16 protein-coding genes and 2 pseudogenes are annotated in these 18,759 nt (G+C 47.2%); all 18 read left to right on the top strand.

Annotated features, from left to right (window positions below; translation table 11 throughout):
• The first annotated feature begins 129 nt into the window (after positions 1-129).
• Positions 130-396, top strand: a complete 267-nt coding sequence (locus EV212_RS10980) for a hypothetical protein (protein ID WP_132093151.1) — start codon at positions 130-132, stop codon at positions 394-396.
• A 13-nt stretch (positions 397-409) separates the two neighbouring features.
• Positions 410-2,311, top strand: a complete 1,902-nt coding sequence (locus EV212_RS10975) for an AAA family ATPase (RefSeq protein WP_132093147.1) — start codon at positions 410-412, stop codon at positions 2,309-2,311.
• 133 nt (positions 2,312-2,444) lie between these two features.
• Positions 2,445-2,567 (top strand): hypothetical protein, encoded by a 123-nt coding sequence (locus EV212_RS13825; protein ID WP_257591963.1) that lies wholly within the window; start codon positions 2,445-2,447, stop codon positions 2,565-2,567.
• A 22-nt stretch (positions 2,568-2,589) separates the two neighbouring features.
• Complete coding sequence (locus EV212_RS13755; protein ID WP_243115541.1) at positions 2,590-2,706, top strand: putative holin-like toxin; 117 nt, start codon at positions 2,590-2,592, stop codon at positions 2,704-2,706.
• A 275-nt stretch (positions 2,707-2,981) separates the two neighbouring features.
• Positions 2,982-3,164: a hypothetical protein gene (locus EV212_RS10970; protein ID WP_132093144.1), complete on the top strand. Its 183-nt coding sequence runs from the start codon at positions 2,982-2,984 to the stop codon at positions 3,162-3,164.
• 27 nt (positions 3,165-3,191) lie between these two features.
• Positions 3,192-4,889 (top strand): recombinase family protein, encoded by a 1,698-nt coding sequence (locus EV212_RS10965; RefSeq protein ID WP_243115540.1) that lies wholly within the window; start codon positions 3,192-3,194, stop codon positions 4,887-4,889.
• Positions 4,882-5,028 carry a Maff2 family mobile element protein gene (locus tag EV212_RS13905; protein ID WP_330570502.1) on the top strand — a complete coding sequence of 49 codons (147 nt, stop codon included), beginning with the start codon at positions 4,882-4,884 and terminating at the stop codon, positions 5,026-5,028. The genes EV212_RS10965 and EV212_RS13905 overlap by 8 nt, the downstream gene beginning before the upstream one ends.
• An 11-nt stretch (positions 5,029-5,039) precedes the next feature.
• Positions 5,040-5,909, top strand: a complete 870-nt coding sequence (locus tag EV212_RS10955; RefSeq protein WP_132093140.1) for a VirB6/TrbL-like conjugal transfer protein, CD1112 family — start codon at positions 5,040-5,042, stop codon at positions 5,907-5,909.
• Positions 5,910-5,937: 28 nt separating this feature from the next.
• Positions 5,938-6,399, top strand: coding sequence for a PrgI family protein (locus EV212_RS10950; protein WP_087315777.1), 462 nt, complete (start codon positions 5,938-5,940; stop codon positions 6,397-6,399).
• A pseudogene (locus EV212_RS10945) lies at positions 6,284-8,506 on the top strand (VirB4-like conjugal transfer ATPase, CD1110 family); the annotation flags it as partial. The gene EV212_RS10950 and the pseudogene EV212_RS10945, both read left to right, overlap by 116 nt.
• Before the next feature lie 753 nt (positions 8,507-9,259).
• Complete coding sequence (ltrA, locus tag EV212_RS10940; protein WP_408609161.1) at positions 9,260-11,137, top strand: group II intron reverse transcriptase/maturase; 1,878 nt, start codon at positions 9,260-9,262, stop codon at positions 11,135-11,137.
• Positions 11,138-11,298: 161 nt separating this feature from the next.
• Positions 11,299-11,526, top strand: a pseudogene (locus EV212_RS10930) (conjugal transfer protein TraE); the annotation flags it as partial.
• 11 nt (positions 11,527-11,537) lie between these two features.
• Positions 11,538-11,627 carry a DUF3789 domain-containing protein gene (locus EV212_RS10925; RefSeq protein WP_119201469.1) on the top strand — a complete coding sequence of 30 codons (90 nt, stop codon included), beginning with the start codon at positions 11,538-11,540 and terminating at the stop codon, positions 11,625-11,627.
• Between the two features lie 27 nt (positions 11,628-11,654).
• Entirely contained in the window at positions 11,655-14,426 is a 2,772-nt protein-coding gene (locus tag EV212_RS10920; RefSeq protein WP_132093166.1) for a CD1108 family mobile element protein, read from the top strand.
• Positions 14,407-14,784 carry a DUF4315 family protein gene (locus EV212_RS10915; protein ID WP_243115538.1) on the top strand — a complete coding sequence of 126 codons (378 nt, stop codon included), beginning with the start codon at positions 14,407-14,409 and terminating at the stop codon, positions 14,782-14,784. The genes EV212_RS10920 and EV212_RS10915 overlap by 20 nt, the downstream gene beginning before the upstream one ends.
• Positions 14,720-16,099, top strand: coding sequence for a CD1107 family mobile element protein (locus EV212_RS10910; protein WP_330570501.1), 1,380 nt, complete (start codon positions 14,720-14,722; stop codon positions 16,097-16,099). The genes EV212_RS10915 and EV212_RS10910 overlap by 65 nt, the downstream gene beginning before the upstream one ends.
• A gap of 18 nt (positions 16,100-16,117) precedes the next feature.
• Complete coding sequence (locus EV212_RS10905; protein ID WP_132093157.1) at positions 16,118-16,678, top strand: MT-A70 family methyltransferase; 561 nt, start codon at positions 16,118-16,120, stop codon at positions 16,676-16,678.
• Position 16,679: 1 nt separating this feature from the next.
• Complete coding sequence (locus EV212_RS10900; protein ID WP_132093131.1) at positions 16,680-18,752, top strand: DNA topoisomerase 3; 2,073 nt, start codon at positions 16,680-16,682, stop codon at positions 18,750-18,752.
• Positions 18,753-18,759 lie beyond the last annotated feature (7 nt).

Raw genomic sequence — 18,759 nt, 5'->3', positions numbered from 1 at the left:
CATAATCAATGCCCGCCAATAGTAGGGAAAATCCCTTGACGAAAACAGGGAATTTCGACGCTTTTTTCAGGGAAAAGTACTTGACAAAAAACAGATATTGACCTTACCCCGTATGATGAGGAATTAAAGATGGTCAGGAAAGTGCAGAAGTGCATTGATGTTATACTGAATGAAAAAAGGCAGATGCAGTCCGGTAACACCGGGCGGTCAGAAAAAGAAGATCCATCTGCGCAGCATCCGGTTTCATCTCAGGCAAAAGGATATTCCCAGAAACCAATGGCAGAAAGGACTCCCGTTCTGGAGAAGCTGAACAAAAACAAGGAGATCAAGCGGAAAGAGGAGCAAGAAAGAAAAGCATCAAAGCAGAAAATCAAAAGAAATGACATGAGTTTGTAAGGAGGAAATGAAAATGCAGTATTCAGAAGAGCAGGTCAGGAGGGCAAAATCCACTGACCTTGTTTTATTTTTACAGTCACAGGGCGAGAAGCTGATTAAAAGCGGGAAGGAATACCGCTGGATGGCTCATGACAGCCTGACTGTTCGGGGAAACTGCTGGTTCCGGCACAGCCGGGGGACTGGCGGTGGACCAATTGATTTTGTGATGGAGTTTTATGGGCTGACATTCCCGGAGGCAATGAAAAAACTGACCGGGGAAGAGGGGGAGGAAAGGCGGGTGGCGAAGGATGCCCCAAAACAGGGCATCCCCGCCCCTTCGCCTGATTTCCGGCTACCAAGGAGAAACAGGGATGAAAATAAGATACTGGAATATCTGACTAAGACCAGAGGAATCCAAGAAGATCTGGTAAAGGTATTTATTAGCAATGGCGATATTTATGAAGACGAAAAGCATCATAATATCGTGTTTGTCGGGAAAGACCGTTCGGGGATTCCCCGGTATGCCCACATTAGGGGAACGGAAGAAGAAAAATTCCGGGGAGATGTGGCTGGTTCATTGAAAGAATACAGTTTTTGCTACAGAGGAAACAGTGACCAGCTGTATGTGTTTGAAGCACCGATTGACCTCTTATCTTTTATCCAGCTGTTCCCGAAAGGCTGGGAACAGAGAAGCTATCTTAGCCTGGGCGGTACATCGGACAGGGCACTGACAGCCTTTCTTTCTGACAGCCCAAATATCACTTCGGTATTTCTCTGCCTTGATAATGACAAAGCCGGGGAGGAAGTCTGTGAAAAGATTGCCGGGAAAGAGGTTCCTTGTGAACGGATCATCCGCTTAAAGCCGGTTCTGAAAGACTGGAATGAAATCATCTGCCATCAGGAAGAAATGCAGGGAAGGAATCCGGTTGCAGATACGGTTGTGCTGAAAGCCCCGGAAAAAGAAGAGATCGTGCCTATGATTTATTATAAGGATGTGGAGGCGACAAGTGTGGAATGGCTCTGGTTTCCCTATATCCCTTTTGGCAAGCTGACCATTATTCAGGGCAATCCGGGGGAAGGAAAAACGTATTTTGCCATGAAGCTGACCGCAGCCTGCACCAACCGGAAATATCTCCCGACCATGGAAGCCATAGAGCCTTTCAATGTAATCTACCAGACTGCCGAGGACGGAAAGGGAGATACCATCAAACCAAGGCTGATCGAATGTGAAGCCGACCTTTCAAGGGTCATGGTGATTGATGATACAGAAATTCCACTGACATTAATGGATGACCGCATTGAGAGAGCCATCCGGCAGAACAAAGTCCGGCTCTTGATCATTGACCCGGTGCAGGCATTTATCGGTGCGGATGTGGATATGAACCGGGCAAATGAAGTCCGTCCGGTATTCCGGAAACTGGGGAATGTGGCAGAACAGACCGGATGTGCCATTGTGCTGATCGGGCATCTGAACAAATCCTGTGGTACGCAGAGTACCTACCGGGGGTTGGGATCCATTGACATTATGGCGGCTGTCAGAAGCCTTTTATTTATCGGGAAGGTAAAGAAAGACCCGACAACGAGAGTGCTGATCCATGAGAAAAGCTCTCTTGCCCCTCCGGGTGAGACCCTTGCGTTTAAACTTGGGGATGAAGAAGGATTCCGGTGGATCGGTGGCTATGACATCAATGCCGATGATCTTCTGAACGGGAAAGAAGGAAAACCGACAGAGACAAAACTGGAACGGGGAACGAGGCTGATGGAGGAACTGCTGAAAGACGGAAAAGAGATACCGCTGAAAGACATTCAGGAAAAAGCGGCTGTGATGAACATTTCATCCAGAACCATGCGTGATGTCCGCAACCGGATGGGGGAACGGCTTGTGTATGGAAAAGGGACAGGGCGGGAAAATACTGTCCGGCTGAAATCAGATTAGGTGGCAGGATTTCTGGTTTAAAGGCAGGATTTTATAGATACCTTAATGCCTGCCACTCTGCCACTAAAAATATTTTTACATGACAGATAGGAGGGAAGGCTGTCTGTTTATGGGAAAATGTGGCAGCTTATAATTGAAAACATTGGATATTGATGGTATGATAATTCCGTGGCAGAAATGCCATGGAAGAGTTACCCATGACAGGGTGGTAGCCTCCCGAACCTTACAGACCGAAGCCTTTATGGTGACGGAATAAACAGGAAGGGAGGTGCGTGATTATGACAGCTTATGAGATTTTATCTCTTGTCATCGGCATATTGACTTTGTTGATTGCCTTTGGCAGCTTGATTGTTGCGTTTCTTGCCTTTCTTGACAGAAAGCACAAGAAGAAATAAAAATGCCTATCCTGTCTGCCAACAGGATAGGCGGTGTCCGTAAGGACAAATAACCATCTCGAGAGGCATCCACTTTGGAGTGGGTGCTCTTTCTATATCTAATGTACCACTAATCTGGTTTTTTATCAATGAAAAATCGAAAATTCATTATATTTTCATAAATCCGTCGGAGATTATTTGATTAAGAAAATAAAATATGGAGTCAGTGATTGAGCAGTTAATCTATGAAATATGGGTTAGCTGCTTTTTTTATGCAGAAAATGGAGGGGATTTTTATGGCAGCGAAAAATAAGATTGTAAATATCAAGGTGTTTTTTGATGGCGATCAGGATGCGTCACAGGTCTTTGCAGAGGTGATCGCACAGAAAATAAAGGACACGAAAAGGAAAGATTATCTTGCAAAAATGACAGATAAGGATTATAATGAACATGAGTTCAGTAATCTGAAATCTGCGTAGGATGTGCGAAAGGAACGGAGGTATCAGATGAACAACGCAATGATGTATCAAAACAGCAGACGAAAAGAAAACTGTGATACATGGAGAGTCGGTATTTACTGCAGGCTTTCCAAGGATGATGAACTGAATGGCGAGAGTGCCAGTATTTCCAACCAGAGGGATATCCTGACGAATTACTGTAATTCGCAGGGATGGCAGATCGTAGGGGTATTTCAGGATGATGGGTACACAGGATTAAACACGGAGCGTCCGGATTTACAGAGGCTTTTGCAGGCATGTGAAAAAGGTCTGGTCAATCTGGTAATCACGAAAGACCAGAGCCGTCTGGGAAGGAACCACGTACAGACAGGGTATCTGATGGAAGAATTTTTCCCGAAGCATGGTGTCCGGTATGTGGCATTGTATGATAACGTGGACACGTATGCCGGGGATAATGAGATCGCTCCATTCAAGAACGTCCTGAATGAGATGTATTCAAGGGATATTTCCAAGAAAGTACATGCTTCTTACCATCTGCAGGCTACGAAAGGCAAGTTTACCGGTGTGGTTCCGCCTTTGGGGTACTTAAAAGACCCGGACGAAAAGGGGCATCTCCTGATAGATGAGGAAACGGCACCCATTGTCAGGAAGATATTCCAGTGGGCGGTGGACGGACGGGGAATCAATTATATTTCCCGGGAGCTGGAACGCCAGAAAGTCCCTTGCCCGTCATGGTGGCACCGGAAACGGGGGAACCGTACTTATTACACAAAATGGGAGCAGAAAGACCCGGAAAACGGGAAATATGTCTGGGATGAATCATACCTGAAAGACTTGCTCCGGAATCCGGTCTACTGTGGGGATATGGCATCCCAGAAGCGGTATTACCGGTTTAAAATTGGCTCACAGGGAGACAAGGCACCGGATGAATGGATCACAGTGGAAGATACCCATGAACCGATTATTTCAAGGGATACTTTTGAGCTGGTACAGGCGAAAATAAGATCAAGGAAAAGGCAGAATACCACTGGGGAATACAGCATTTTTGCGGGACTGCTTCGATGTGCGGAGTGCGGAGGGGCATTAACCATCCGTAAAACCAACAGTAAAGACCCACGTGAGATTTACACCTGTTCCACTTACATCCACAAAGGGAAAGCTCACTGCAGTCAGCATCGGGTGGATGCAGATGATCTGTACGATGCAGTACTTTCCAAAATCCGTGAATGCGCCAGAATTGCCGTCGGCGGATGTGAGGATATGGAAGAGCGTGTCAGGGAACTTTGCTGTGAAGATGAACTGGATCACAGGGACAGTATTGAAAAACTGGCAGCGAAACAGAAAGACAGGCTGGAGTCACTTGACCGGCTGATTGCCCGCCTTTATGATGACCTGATCAGTGAAAAGATTTCAGAAGCTACTTTTGATAAGATGCTGGAGAAAACACAGAAAGAACAGTCTGAGATCAAACAGGAGCTTGTAAAAAATCAGAAACTGTTGGATGCAGAAGAAAAGCTGGATGCCCAGTCTCAACAGTGGGCAGAAGATATTGGCAGCTATACAGACATCACAGAACTGGATGCCAATATACTGAACCGGCTGATCAGCAAGATTGTCATTTCAGAGCCGCAGGATGATGGAAGCAACAATTCCCATGCGGTGGAAATGGAAATTCATTTTAATTTAAGTCCAATACCGGAGCTTGGAACCATCGAAAGAGGTTCCAGCTCCATAAGATATTTCTAATCTATCATATTTTTATCAATTTCAAGCCCATTCGGGCAAAAATTTTCTCATATTTGGCATTATACAGCTCATGGCAGGAGCAGGAATCATGCTGCTGGGAACTACCCTGATTCCCCAGCTGGCAACACTGTTCGGTTAATGGGGTAATGGATGAACACCATTATCGAACGAATCACGGAAGCCATCAAGGAGATCCTCATCGGGATGATCCAGAATGGTCTGGAAGGGATGTTTGTAGAGGTCAATGATAAGGTGGGAACGATTGCCAGTCAGGTCGGGCAGACTCCGCAGGGATGGAACGCAGGGGTTTTTAACCTCATCCAGAACCTGTCCCAGACGGTGATCGTGCCCATCGCCGGTCTGATCATCACGTTTGTGCTTTGTTATGAGCTGATCACGATGGTTACACAGAAGAATAACTTCCATGAGTTTGAAACTTACAACATTTTCCTCTGGATTTTTAAGGCGTATGTGGCGATTTACCTTGTGACGAACACGTTCAATATCACAATGGCGGTATTTGATGTGGGGCAGCACATCGTAAATGGTGCAGCCGGTGTGATCTCCGGAAGTACGGCGGTGGATGCTTCTGCCGCCATTTCTACCCTGACTGAATCTCTGGAAGACATGGAGATCGGGGAACTGTTTTTACTGGCAATGGAAACACTTCTCATCAGCCTTACCATGAGTATCCTTTCCGTGATTATCACGGTGATCATGTATGGCAGGATGATTGAGATCTACCTTTATACTTCCGTGGCACCGATCCCGTTTGCCACCATGACCAATAAGGAGTGGGGCAATATCGGGAACAACTATCTGAAAGGCTTGTTCGCCCTGGCATTTCAGGGATTCTTCATGCTGGTCTGTGTCGGTATTTATTCCGTACTGGTCAATGCGATGACCATATCCACGAACCTGCATGGGGCAATGTTTTCAGTGGCGGCATATACGGTCGTACTGGCATTTTCACTGTTTAAGACCGGAAGCCTCAGTAAATCAATATTCAATGCCCACTGATGGGCAGGAAAAGAAAGGAGTACTACCTATGGCGTATGTACCAGTACCCAAAGACCTTACAAAGGTCAAGACAAAAGTAGCATTGAACCTGACAAAGCGGCAGCTGATCTTTTTTTCGCTTGCCGCAGTAGTGGGAGTCCCGTTATACCTGCTGGCAAAGAAACCCCTTGGTTCCAGTGTGTCAGCGATCCTTATGGTAACTGTCATGCTGCCATTTTTCTTTATGGCAATGTATGAAAAAGACGGTCTCCCTTTTGAAAAAGTGATGGGAAATATCATCCGCCAGAAATTCCTCTGTCCGGCGAAACGCCCGTACAAGACGGAGAACTTCTATCAGGCGGTGGATTCCCTCGTAAAGAAGGAGGGTGTGCCAGATGGCAAAAAAGAAGAAACAGGCACAGCAGCAGTGCCTGGAAGCGGCGGCAAGAAAAAACCGTCAGGAAAGAAGAAAAAGAAACGACAAAAAGGAAAGGGAAAAGGAAAAGCTTAGGAAGAGACAGGAGAAAGAAAGGAAACGGCAGAAGAACATCCCCCATACTGCCCAGCAGAGCATCCCGTATCAGCGGATGTTTGCGGATGGCATCTGCCAGGTATCGAAGAACTTTTTTTCCAAAACCGTACAGTTTTACGATATCAATTACCAGCTTGCCCTGAATGAGGATAAGACCACGATCTTTGAGAATTACTGTGATTTCTTGAATTACTTTGACTCGTCCATCAGTGTGCAGCTGTCGTTTATCAACCAGCAGGTGGATGTAGCAGAGTTTGAACAGAGCATTGATATCCCGGACCAGAACGATGATTTCAACGAGATCCGGGAAGAATACCGGACGATGTTAAAGAACCAGCTATCCAAAGGGAATAACGGTCTGGTGAAAACGAAATATATCACGTTCGGGATTGAAGCGGAGAGCTTAAAAGTGGCAAGACCTAGGCTTGAGCGGATTGAGGCAGATATCCTCAACAACTTCAAAGTGCTTGGGGCACAGGCTCATCCATTGAACGGGGTGGAGCGTCTTGAGATCATGTACCATGTGTTCAATCAGGACCGGATCGAGCCGTTCCGGTTCAATTATAAGATGCTTCCGCAGACGGGGCTTAAGACAAAGGATTTTATCGCACCGACATCCTTTAACTTCTCAAAGAATTCTTCATTTATGATGGGAAAGACACTGGGAAGCGTCAGCTACCTGCAGATCCTCGCACCGGAACTGACCGACCGTATGCTGGCGGATTTTCTGGATGTGGATGAGAGCATCAATGTGAATATCCATATCCAGTCCATTGACCAGACCTCTGCTATCAAGATGATCAAGAGTAAAATCTCTGACCTGGACAAGATGAAGATTGAGGAGCAGAAGCGGGCAGTACGCTCCGGTTATGACATGGATGTGCTGCCGTCCGACCTTGTGACTTATGGGGAAGAAGCGAAAAACCTTCTGGAAGACCTCCAGTCCAGGAATGAGAGGATGTTCCTTGTCACTGTCCTTGTGATGAACACGGCAAAGAAACGTCAGAAACTGGATAACAACATTTTCCAGGTGCAGGGCATCGCACAGAAGTATAACTGTTCCCTGCGTCCTTTGGATTACCAGCAGGAAGCGGGGCTGATGTCCTGTATCCCACTGGGAGTAAACAGAATCGAGATCCAGCGTGGGCTTACCACCTCGGCAACAGCAATCTTTGTGCCATTCACGACACAGGAACTGTTCCAGGAAGGGGAAGCCCTTTATTATGGTCTGAATGCGTTGTCCAACAACATGATCATGGTGGACCGGAAGCGGCTAAAAAATCCCAACGGGCTAATCTTGGGTACCCCGGGTTCCGGTAAATCCTTCTCTGCAAAAAGGGAGATTACCAACTGCTTCCTCATTACGGAGGATGACATTATCATCTGCGACCCGGAAGCAGAGTATTACCCACTGGTGCAGGCACTGCATGGGCAGGTAGTCCGTATCTCACCGGTATCGACCCAGTATATCAACCCGATGGATTTAAACCTCAACTATTCCGAGGAGGATAATCCGCTTTCACTGAAATCAGATTTTATTTTATCGCTTTGTGAGCTGATCGTGGGAGGAAAGAACGGTCTGGAACCGGTGGAAAAGACCATCATTGACCGGTGTGTGCGTCTTGTGTATCAGGAATATCTTTCCGACCCGGTGCCGGAGAAGATGCCAATCCTTCAGGATCTGTATGACCTGCTCCGTGGGCAGGATGAACCGGAGGCACAGCGGCTGGCAACCGCACTGGAAATTTACGTTACCGGTTCATTGAATGTGTTCAACCACCGGACAAACGTGGATATCAATAACCGGATCGTCTGCTTTGACATTAAGGAGCTGGGAAAACAGCTGAAAAAGATCGGGATGCTCATCGTCCAGGACCAGGTATGGAACAGGGTAACGGTCAACCGTTCCGCCCATAAATCCACCCGGTACTATATTGATGAATTCCATCTGCTTTTGAAGGAAGAGCAGACGGCAGCCTACAGTGTGGAGATCTGGAAGAGGTTCCGTAAATGGGGAGGTATCCCGACCGGTATCACCCAGAATATCAAGGACCTTCTGGCAAGCCGTGAAATTGAGAACATTTTTGGTGCGACACGTTGATGCACAAACATCGCTCTATGAGGGTAAAACTTCATGGACTTATGGCCATGCGATGCTAAAATCGTCGGACTTACCTTCTTACGAGGTAAGTAACAACTGATAATTCGAAAGGTAGAATGATGGGGTAACGCCTTGAAATGCCTTCTCTGATACTTCGACCGGCTCCGACTGTAATGGTTGGGGTCTGGAGCTCGATAAAGTCGGCGGAAGTCTGCCGAAACAGTGTAGAAATACAGCTGTCGAAAGTGCGGTAGAGGTACTGTATGCAGATGACACGTCGGGAGTCTATAAAATATCTATGGTGAGAATGTCCACGACGGACTGACGAAAACCGCGAATGTACGGGTCTAGATGTTTACCATATAGAAATGTATGGACACTTAATTGTGGGTCAGTGCGGTGTAGTAAGAATCGAAAATATGAAACTCCGTATTGTGTTACAGGCACAATCAAGCTGACAGGACTATAGCGGACACCTAAGGATATATGCACAGATAGAATTATCGGAACGTGGAAAGGTACAGAGTTGCTCATAAGCAATCTGCGGACGAATCATATAAGCCGCCTAATCTGTGCTGAAAAGCGAAGCTCGAACCTACGACAGCCCTACGAAAAAGGCGGGCTCGAGGAATGGGCTTTAGTCGGTTAGAAACAATTGTTGTCATTCAATCTTATAAGGATTACGAGTATGACAAAAAGGGACACTTTCCCAAGAAAGGAGAGTGATGCCTTATGACCATGAAAAAGAAAAAGCAACTGCTCTGTGAGGATAATCTGCGTCACAATGAGTATTACGGAATGCAGAATACGATTGATAATCTATACCAGGCAAGTTTGAACGGAGAAGTTTTTACAGATTTAATGTCTGTCATTCTTCAACGGGAAAACATTCTTCTAGCGTACAGAAATATCAAGAAAAATACGGGAAGTAAAACAAGTGGCACAGACAATCTCACAATCGAGGACATTGGAAGATGTTCCCCCGATGAGGTTGTTGAAAAAGTTAGATTTATTATTAATGGAAGTGAACATGGGTATCGCCCAAAACCTGTAAGGCGTAAGGAGATACCAAAACCATACGACCCAAGTAAAATGAGACCCTTAGGGATTCCGTGTATATGGGATAGACTTGTTCAACAATGTATCAAACAGGTATTGGAACCTGTTTGTGAGGCTAAGTTCAGCAAAAACAGCTATGGATTCAGACCGAACCATTCGGTTGAGAACGCTATAGCAAGAAGTTATCAGCTACTTCAACATGCCAATCTTCACTATGTCATTGAATTCGATATAAAAGGGTTCTTTGATAACGTGAATCATGCCAAGCTGATACGACAGATATGGGCTATGGGTATTCATGACAAGCAACTGATATTTGTCATAAGACGAATTCTCAAAGCACCAATCAAACTGGAAGATGGGACTTTTATCACACCCGACAAAGGAACCCCACAGGGAGGTATTATATCGCCACTTCTGGCTAATATCGTGCTTAACGAATTAGACCACTGGGTAGAAAGTCAATGGCAATGGTGTCCGATTTGCAAACGGAATGCTAGACCTGAAAACGGCTTTCGACAGGCTAAGAAATCTAACCTGAAGGAAATGTTCATTGTTCGCTATGCAGATGATTTTCGAATCTTTTGTAGGACAAAGGACTCCGCTGAACGCACCAAATGTGCAGTCACTCTGTGGCTGAAAGAAAGGCTCAAACTGGAAATTTCTGAAAAGAAAACGAGGATTGTCAATGTAAGAAATCATTACTCTGATTTTCTCGGATTCAAAATGAAAGTTCACAGAAAAGGCAACAAACTCGTGGTTATATCTCATATCGCAGATAAAAATCTCGAGCACAAAAGGGAGAAGCTTAAAGAACAGGCAAAGAGAATCGTTCACCCTCGCAAAATATATGGCGAACAGGGGGAAATCAGACTCTATAACAGTATGGTTACTGGCATGCAGAATTATTACTGTATCGCCACACATGTTAATCATGATTGTGCTTCCCTAAACCGCACAGTCATGACCTTGCTGACAAACAGGCTTAGCACTCGCACAGGCAACCGTCTTGTGAAAACAGGGCGAGAGCTTACGGAGTTTGAAAAAGCCCGTTTTGGTAAATCCAAAATGATGCGATATGTCGCTGGTACGAATGAGCCCGTGTATCCAATAGGATACACACAGCACAAAAACCCGCTTTTCCGTAAGAAGAGCTGGAATTATTACACTCCCGAAGGACGAGAAGGTATTCACAACTGTCTGAGAATCAACATCCCTATGATGTTGGCTCTCATGCGTCAACCAGCCTATTCCAATAGTGCGGAATACGCAGACAATCGAATATCTCTCTTCTCAGCCCAATGGGGAAAATGTGCTATAACAGGTGTTGAATTCTCCTCTGTTGGGGAAATTCATTGCCATCATAAGTTACCCCGACATTTAGGCGGTACGGATGCCTATGAGAATCTTATTCTCATAAAGAATTCCGTACATAAACTCATTCATGCTTCAAAAGCGGAAACTATTTACAAATATATGGATTTACTACAGCTAGATATCAAACAGCTTATAAAGGTTAACCACCTTCGTGAGTTGGCTTCCATGCAACCTATTTAATCTTATTTCAACTACTACAGTTTTTATTCTATTCAAAGGTTGATTGTTTAGACAATGAAAAATACTAACCGATGGAACGCCGTGTGCGGTGAAAGTCGCATGCACGGTGTGGAGTGGGGGAAAAGCCCGAGATGATATCAGAGGCTTACCTATCACTATAAAACTCAGATTTCATTTATATGCTCAACCAGGCATCCGGTGACCGGCAGATTCTGGCGAAGCAGCTGAACATTTCACCTACCCAGCTGTCTTATGTGACGAATAGCAATGAAGGTGAGGGGCTTTTGTTCTATGGAAATGTCATCATCCCGTTTGTGGACAGGTTCCCGAAGAACAGGCTGTATCAGTTATTAACGACCCGCCCGGAAGAGACGGGAGATCAGGAATAGGAGGAAAAACGATGCACGTATTAGCATATTTTCTGACATTTACGGCAGGCATGGTATGTGGTCTGGTTCTTACCTGTATCGTGCAGGCAGGGAAAAAATGAAGGAGGTAACAGATGGCAGAACAGAGAATGAAAGCCAGGGAGAAAACCGTCCAGAAGATGACAAAGGATGGTCTGGTGGAAGAAAACCTGGCAGATAAATCCACTGTTCGTGTCAGCAGCCGTACCAGGGATGTGCAGATGTCAAAAAAGGATACCGGAAAAGGGCTGGATCTTTCCAACCGAAGAGGGGCGAAAGAGGAAAGCAGCGATCCGGTCAGGCATTCTGTGCAGAATTCCAGGGATGCACCGGCAAAGGCACAAATAGTAGATAAGGCAAAATCCCGGAAAATGATCCGGGAACAGGCAGAGGGCAGCGCCAGTTCTAAACTGTCACTGGAAGAGAAGAAAAACGGCAGTGGGAAACTTCAGGAGAAGCATACAGACCTTGCCCAGTCAAGGGGAGATGCAAGAAAGAAACAGACCGGAGGCAGTAAAAAGCCGGGGCAGAAGCAGAGACTGAAGTTTGCTTATGAGGAGACGGCGGAGGCAGTCAGGGATGGCGATTCTTCCGCTAAATTGAACCGGATGGATGCGGACGGGGTAAATTTCCGCCATGATGCCCAGAAGAAGCGGAACCAGAAGCTTGCCCACACGGAGGCAGAAAAGAAAAACGCACCAAAGAAGCATTCCATGAAAGAAAAGGTCTATCAGGAAAATGCAGAAAGTGCAGGGGCGAAAAAGAAAAGCCGGCTGAAATTTGAAGGGGAAAGCCCAAAAGACGCTTCCCTTGTCAAAAAAGCAGGCACCGCTGTGGCAGTATCTGTCCACCGCCAGGTCAGAAAAAATGATGATGGCAATGCAGCGGTGGAAGGCGCAAACAGTTTAGCTGAAGGTTCAGAGGGGCTTTACCATCTGGAACAGCAAAGTGCCAGAAGGCGGAACCGGAGAAAAAGCCGGTCGAGTGCTTATCAGGCAAAGAAAACAGAACAGGCTGCGGCAGAGTCTTCCGTAAATCAGGAACGGTCTTATTTGAAGAAGCTGATCCAGAAACAACGGATCAAAAAGGAATATGCCAAAGCAAAACAGAGTGAGCAGGCAATGGGGACTGCAGCGGTCGGCACGATTGACTATATCAAGAAGATCGGCGGCAAAGTTACCAACTTTTTCAAGGAACACCGGAAGGTTTATATCAGCATCGCAGCCCTGATCGGGATGATGTTCCTCATCATGACCAGCGTAACGTCCTGTTCCTCGGCATTTATGCAGAGCCTGATCAATTACACCGGAACCAGCTATATCTCTTCGGATGAGGCAATCCGGCAGGCAGACCTTTACTACACACAGCTGGAAGCAAACCTGCAGGAGAGAATCAACCAGATGGAATCGGAAGAGCCTGGTCATGACGAATACCGGTACAATATCGGACCGATTGAGCATGACCCGTTTGTTTTAATCAGCTACCTGTCTGCCAAATATGAAGAGTTTACCTTTGAACAGGTTAAGCCGGAACTGGACAGGCTGTTTGCACTCCAGTACCAGCTGGAGACAGAAGCTGTGAATGAGACGGTGACGGAGACAACGACAGTGCGGGTAGGGGAATCCCTTGGAAATGTTGTGACGAGCGGTTACTGCAACTGCCCAATCTGCTGTGGCATCTGGTCAGGAGGACCGACGGCATCCGGGGTGTATCCGACAGCGAACCATACCCTTGCAGTAGATGCGTCCAACCCGTTTGTTCCAATGGGGACAAAAGTGGTCATGAATGGTGTGGAATACACGGTGGAAGATACCGGGGCATTTGCCCGTTACGGTGTCCAGTTTGATGTATATTATGACAGCCACTCGGCAGCATCTGCACATGGGCACCAGACCTGGGAATGCTTCCTTGCGGATGCGAATGGAAGCCGGGAAGTGGAAGTGACAAGGACCAGGGATGTGGATGTGCTGAACGTGACCTTAAATTCCAGCAGCCTGACGGGCATCTGCCAGAACCGTCTGGGAATTTTCCAGAGGGAACTGTTTTCAGCCTACAATGAAACAAAAGGCAACCTGCAGATGTTCGGGACACCATTTGACTTCAACTGGTATATCAACGTGAGCAGCTATTATGGATACCGGATCCATCCAATCTCCGGTGCAAACCAGCTCCACAATGGAGTGGATATCGGAGTGCCGGAAGGTACGGAAGTACTGGCAGGGCTGACCGGTACGGTAACAACCTCTGCGTATAATGACAGCTATGGCAATTATGTGGTGATCAAAGACAGTAAAGGCTATGAACTGCGGTATGCACATCTGAAAAGCAGAAGCGTTTCTTCCGGGGATGCCATTACCAAAGGGGATGTGATAGGGCTTGCAGGAAATACCGGAAATTCCACAGGAAGCCATCTCCACATGGAACTTCTAAAAAATGGGGAACGGATGAACCCCATCTTTTATCTGGAAACAGGAGAAGGGACGATCTTTGGTGGAAATGAGTACACCAGTGAAGCAGCACAGAGGCTTCTGCAGGAAGCAGCCAGATATCTGGGAACCCCGTATGTATGGGGCGGATATTCGCCGAGCGGGTTTGACTGTTCCGGATTTGTAAGTTACTGCCTGACCAATTCAGGGGTAAGGAATACCGGAAGGCTGACCGCCCAGGGGCTTTATGATATCTGTACACCGGTACCAGAGTCCGATGTACAGCCGGGAGATTTGATCTTCTTTACCGGAACCTATGATGCAGGTGTGCCGGTAACGCATATCGGTATCTATGTAGGCGGCGGGCAGATGATCCACTGCGGGCATCCGGTACAGTACACATCCATTTATTCATCCTACTGGCAGAGCCATTTTTATGGATTTGGAAGATGGTAAAAAAGGGCGGTGGTCATGCCGCCCGGAAAGGAGCAGTATGAAGAGCCTTGAAAAAGCAGTTGCCGATTATGAAAAGGCAAAGGAAAAAATGGAGACATCCAGGGCACGGTATGAGGCAGACCTGAAGCGGTTTAAGGCTGCGGAAGCGGCAAAGACAGAAGCGGAGAACCTGGAGATCGTGCGGATCATCCGTGGCATGGATATGACCATACCGGAACTGAATGCGTTCCGGGAAAGAATGAAAACGGAACTGCCGACACTGGCAGGATTCCAGAAGGAGGAAACAAGAGCTGATGATGAATTTAGAGAAAATGAAAGAACAGAGGGCACCGGGGAAGCACAGGAAATGGGGCAGTAAAGTGAAAAAAGGGATTTTTGCAGTTACCACATTTTTATGTATGGCAACCCCGTTTTTTTCTGCCCAGAGCATTTATGCGGCGGAGAACACGAACCCTGCCATCGCCATTGAAAAGCCGGACGGGTGGAAACAGGGAGATACATCCGTTTCCATTACTGTAGATGCCAGCCAGATGGGGGAAGGCTTCAAAGTCGCAAAAATCGAAGCAAAGGCTGGAAAAGATGGGAGCTGGCAGGATGTTACAGAGTCCAGAAGCATTACCATCAACGGAAACCAGACGGTTTATGTGCGGGTGACAGATGCAGAAGGAACGGTGTATGAACAGAACCGTTCCATCCGCTGTTATGATACGGAAAAACCAACCCTTTCTGCTTCCCTCACGGATGGTGTGCTGACCATCCAGGGAAATGATGCGGTATCCGGGATCTCTGCGGTAACCGTCAACGGGACTACCTATACGGACCTTTCGGATGGAAAACTGAAGATCCAGCTCACACAGAAAGACTTTACCACAAAGCAGATCAAGATCACAGTGACGGATGGTGCCGGGAATACTTCCGATAAGTACACCCTCCAGAACCCGTATTATGAATGGGCGGTGCGTCAGGCACAACAGCAGAATACAGCGAACAACGATATGAGTACCACGGGCACTGCTTCTACAACGGAAGAAGCGACCACATCTCCGCTTCCGCAGGATGCACAGGCATCGGAACCGACGGAGGCAAGGGGAACCGTGGATGACCGTACTGTGACGGGGATTGAAGAAGAACTGGCAGCATCCGGGGAAGATGCAGAAAACATTACCCAGACAGCAACAGAAGGGACGAAAGAGTTTTACACCATTTCCACCAAAAGCGGCAAGGTGTTTTATCTGGTCATTGATAATTCCAAGTCACAGGACAATGTGTATTTCCTGACGGAAGTCAGTGAAAAAGACCTGATGAACTTTACGCTTTCCGATACGGTAACTCTCCCGGAAGTGGATACCGTGTATGCAGAACCGGAAACAGAGGAACCGGAGCCGACGCAGGAGCCGGAAGAGGAAGAGCAGGAAACAGAGGAAGTGCAGATGCCAGAGGATAAATCCCCGGTTGGTTCCTATCTTCTGATCGGGCTGGCAGCTGCCGGTGCGTTAGGTGCCGGATATTACTTCAAGGTCTATAAGCCGAAGCATGAATACGATGATGAGGATGAATATGAGGACGATGAGACCGAAGAAGCGGAAGAACCTGAGGAACCGGATGATGCGGAAGAAGAGACACTTCCGGATGAAGAGGATCCAGAGGAAGTCCTGGAAGAGGAGGAATCATAATGGGGTGTTTTGATGCAGATGAAAAAATATCCGGTTATTTATGCAGATCCGCCGTGGCAGTACCGTGTGTATTCTAAAAAAGGATTAGGGCGGAGTGCAGAGAGCCATTACCCCACAATGGGGATTGATGAGATCCGTGCCCTGCCGGTGGCGGAGATTGCAGAAAAGGACTGTGCCCTGTTTTTGTGGGTGACGGTCCCGTGCCTGCTGGAAGGGCTTTCCGTCCTGCAGGCATGGGGATTCCAGTATAAGACCATTGCTTTTGTCTGGATCAAGCAGAATAAGAAAGCGGACAACCTGTTCTGGGGGATGGGGTACTGGACAAGGAGCAATGCTGAATTCTGTATCCTGGCAACCAGAGGTTCACCGAAACGGCAGTCTGCCGGAGTCCATCAGGTGATTGTATCCCACATCGAGGAACACAGCAAAAAGCCGCAGGAAGCAAGGGAGAGGATCGTGCAGCTGATGGGGGATGTTCCCCGCATTGAGCTGTTTGCGAGGCAGAAGACGCCCGGATGGGATGTCTGGGGGAATGAAGTCGAATCCGATATTGAAATGGAGAGCAGAAAGGAAGAGTGAGATGAAGTTAGTAGTAGCAGAAAAGCCGTCTGTTGCGATGGCTCTGGCGAAGGTGGTCGGAGCCAGAGAACGAAAGGACGGATATGTGGAGGGAAAGGAGTATCTGGTGTCGTGGTGCGTTGGGCATCTGATAGCATTTTGTGATGCATCGGAATATGGTGAACGTTACAAAAAATGGAGATATGAAGACCTTCCGATTATACCGGAAGAATGGAAAAGGAAAGTCCTTGACGGGACAAAGAAGCAGTTCCAGATTTTAAAGAAACTGATGAACAGCAAAGAAGTGGATGAGGTGATCTGTGCCACAGATGCCGGAAGGGAAGGGGAACTGATCTTCCGTCTGGTCTATGAGCAGGCAGGATGCAAAAAGCCGGTCAAAAGGCTCTGGATCTCTTCCATGGAAGAACGTGCAATTAAAGAAGGGTTTGCATCGTTGAAAGACGGTTCGTGTTATGAAGACCTTTATCAGTCAGCCTTATGCAGGGCAAAAGCAGACTGGCTGGTTGGGATCAATGCGAGCCGTCTTTTTTCCGTCCTTTATAACCAGAACCTGAAAGTGGGCAGGGTGCAGACTCCGACCCTTGCCATGATCGTGGACAGGAACCAGAGGGTGAAGGAGTTTGTAAAAGAAAAATACTATGTAGCCCACTTAACATTCGGGGAGTTTGATGCTGTTTCCGGTCATTTCCAGAAGAAAGAGGAAGCAGACAAGGTGGCTTCGGACTGTAAGGAACGCATGTGTCAGGTGGAGAAAGAAGATATCCAGACAAAGACGGTCAGACCTCCGAAACTGTATGACCTGACGTCGCTCCAGAGGGATGCCAACCGAATCTTTGGTTATACGGCACAGCAGACGCTGGACGCAGTGCAGGAGATGTATGAAAAGAAGCTGGTGACGTATCCCAGGACAGACAGCCAGTATCTGACGGATGAGATGGGGGACAGTACCAGAAAGCTCATTCAGGTGCTGTTATCCAGGATGCCTTTCGCAGAGGGGATTGAGTATGAACCGGAGGTCTCCAAAGTACTGAACTCCAAAAAGGTTTCAGACCATCATGCAATTATCCCCACTTCGGAAGTGGAGAAAGCAGATCTTCAGAAGCTGAAAGAAAAGGAGAGGAACATCCTGTATCTGATCAGTGCCAGAGTACTCACTGCAACAGCAGATTCCTATATTTATGAGACCCATAAGTGCCAGCTGACCTGCAACTTCCATACGTTTTATTTCAATGCAAGGAAGACAAAACAGGAAGGGTTCCAGGCGATAGAGAAGAAACTGAAACAGTTTCTTGGTGTCAGGGAACCGGAGCAGGAAGCAGAGTTTGACCTTTACCTTGGAAAGAATATCGGTCCGTGCAGCACTTCTGTTTCAGAAAACTTTACCCAGCCTCCCCGCCAGTATACAGAAGACACTCTTCTTGCGGCGATGGAGAGGGCAGGCAATGAAGAACTGACAGAGGATACGGAAAAGAAAGGTCTGGGAACACCGGCAACGAGAGCCGGGATCATTGAAAAACTCATCCAGTCCGGCTTTGTAAAACGGGAAAAGAAGAATCTGGTGCCGACAGATGCGGGGAATGTCCTGGTCACAGTCCTTCCGGATGAGATTAAGTCCCCGAAGATGACAGCAGAGTGGGAGATGGCATTAAACCATATCGCACAGGGGACAGAGACGGCAGAGCATTTCCTGCGTGGAATTACAGATATGCTGGGAGAACTGATTTCCCGTTACCATTCGATTTCAGAGGAGGAGAGCAGCCGTTTTCCGGGAACAGCAAGGGGAGAAGTGATTGGGAAATGTCCGGTCTGCGGCAGTGATGTGCGGGAAGGTAAGAAGAATTATTACTGTACCGGGCAGGAATGCCGCTTTTCTTTGTGGAAGGATGACCATTTCCTTGCAAGCCAGGGGAAGAAGATGGACAAAGCAACGGCAAAAAAATTCCTGAAGAAAGGCAAAGTCAATTACAAAGACCTGGTATCGAAAAGAACCGGGAAAAGTTATGAAGCTACTGTAGAAATGGTAGCTGATGGTGAGGGAAAAGCACAGTTTAACCTGCATTTTCCCAAGTGGTAGTTAGGAA

The sequence above is a fragment of the Frisingicoccus caecimuris genome, from assembly GCF_004340975.1.
GTDB classification, from domain to species: domain Bacteria; phylum Bacillota; class Clostridia; order Lachnospirales; family Lachnospiraceae; genus Frisingicoccus; species Frisingicoccus caecimuris.
The sequence above is the reverse complement of the archived record's forward strand: the minus strand, read 5'-3'. Positions and strand labels throughout refer to the sequence as shown.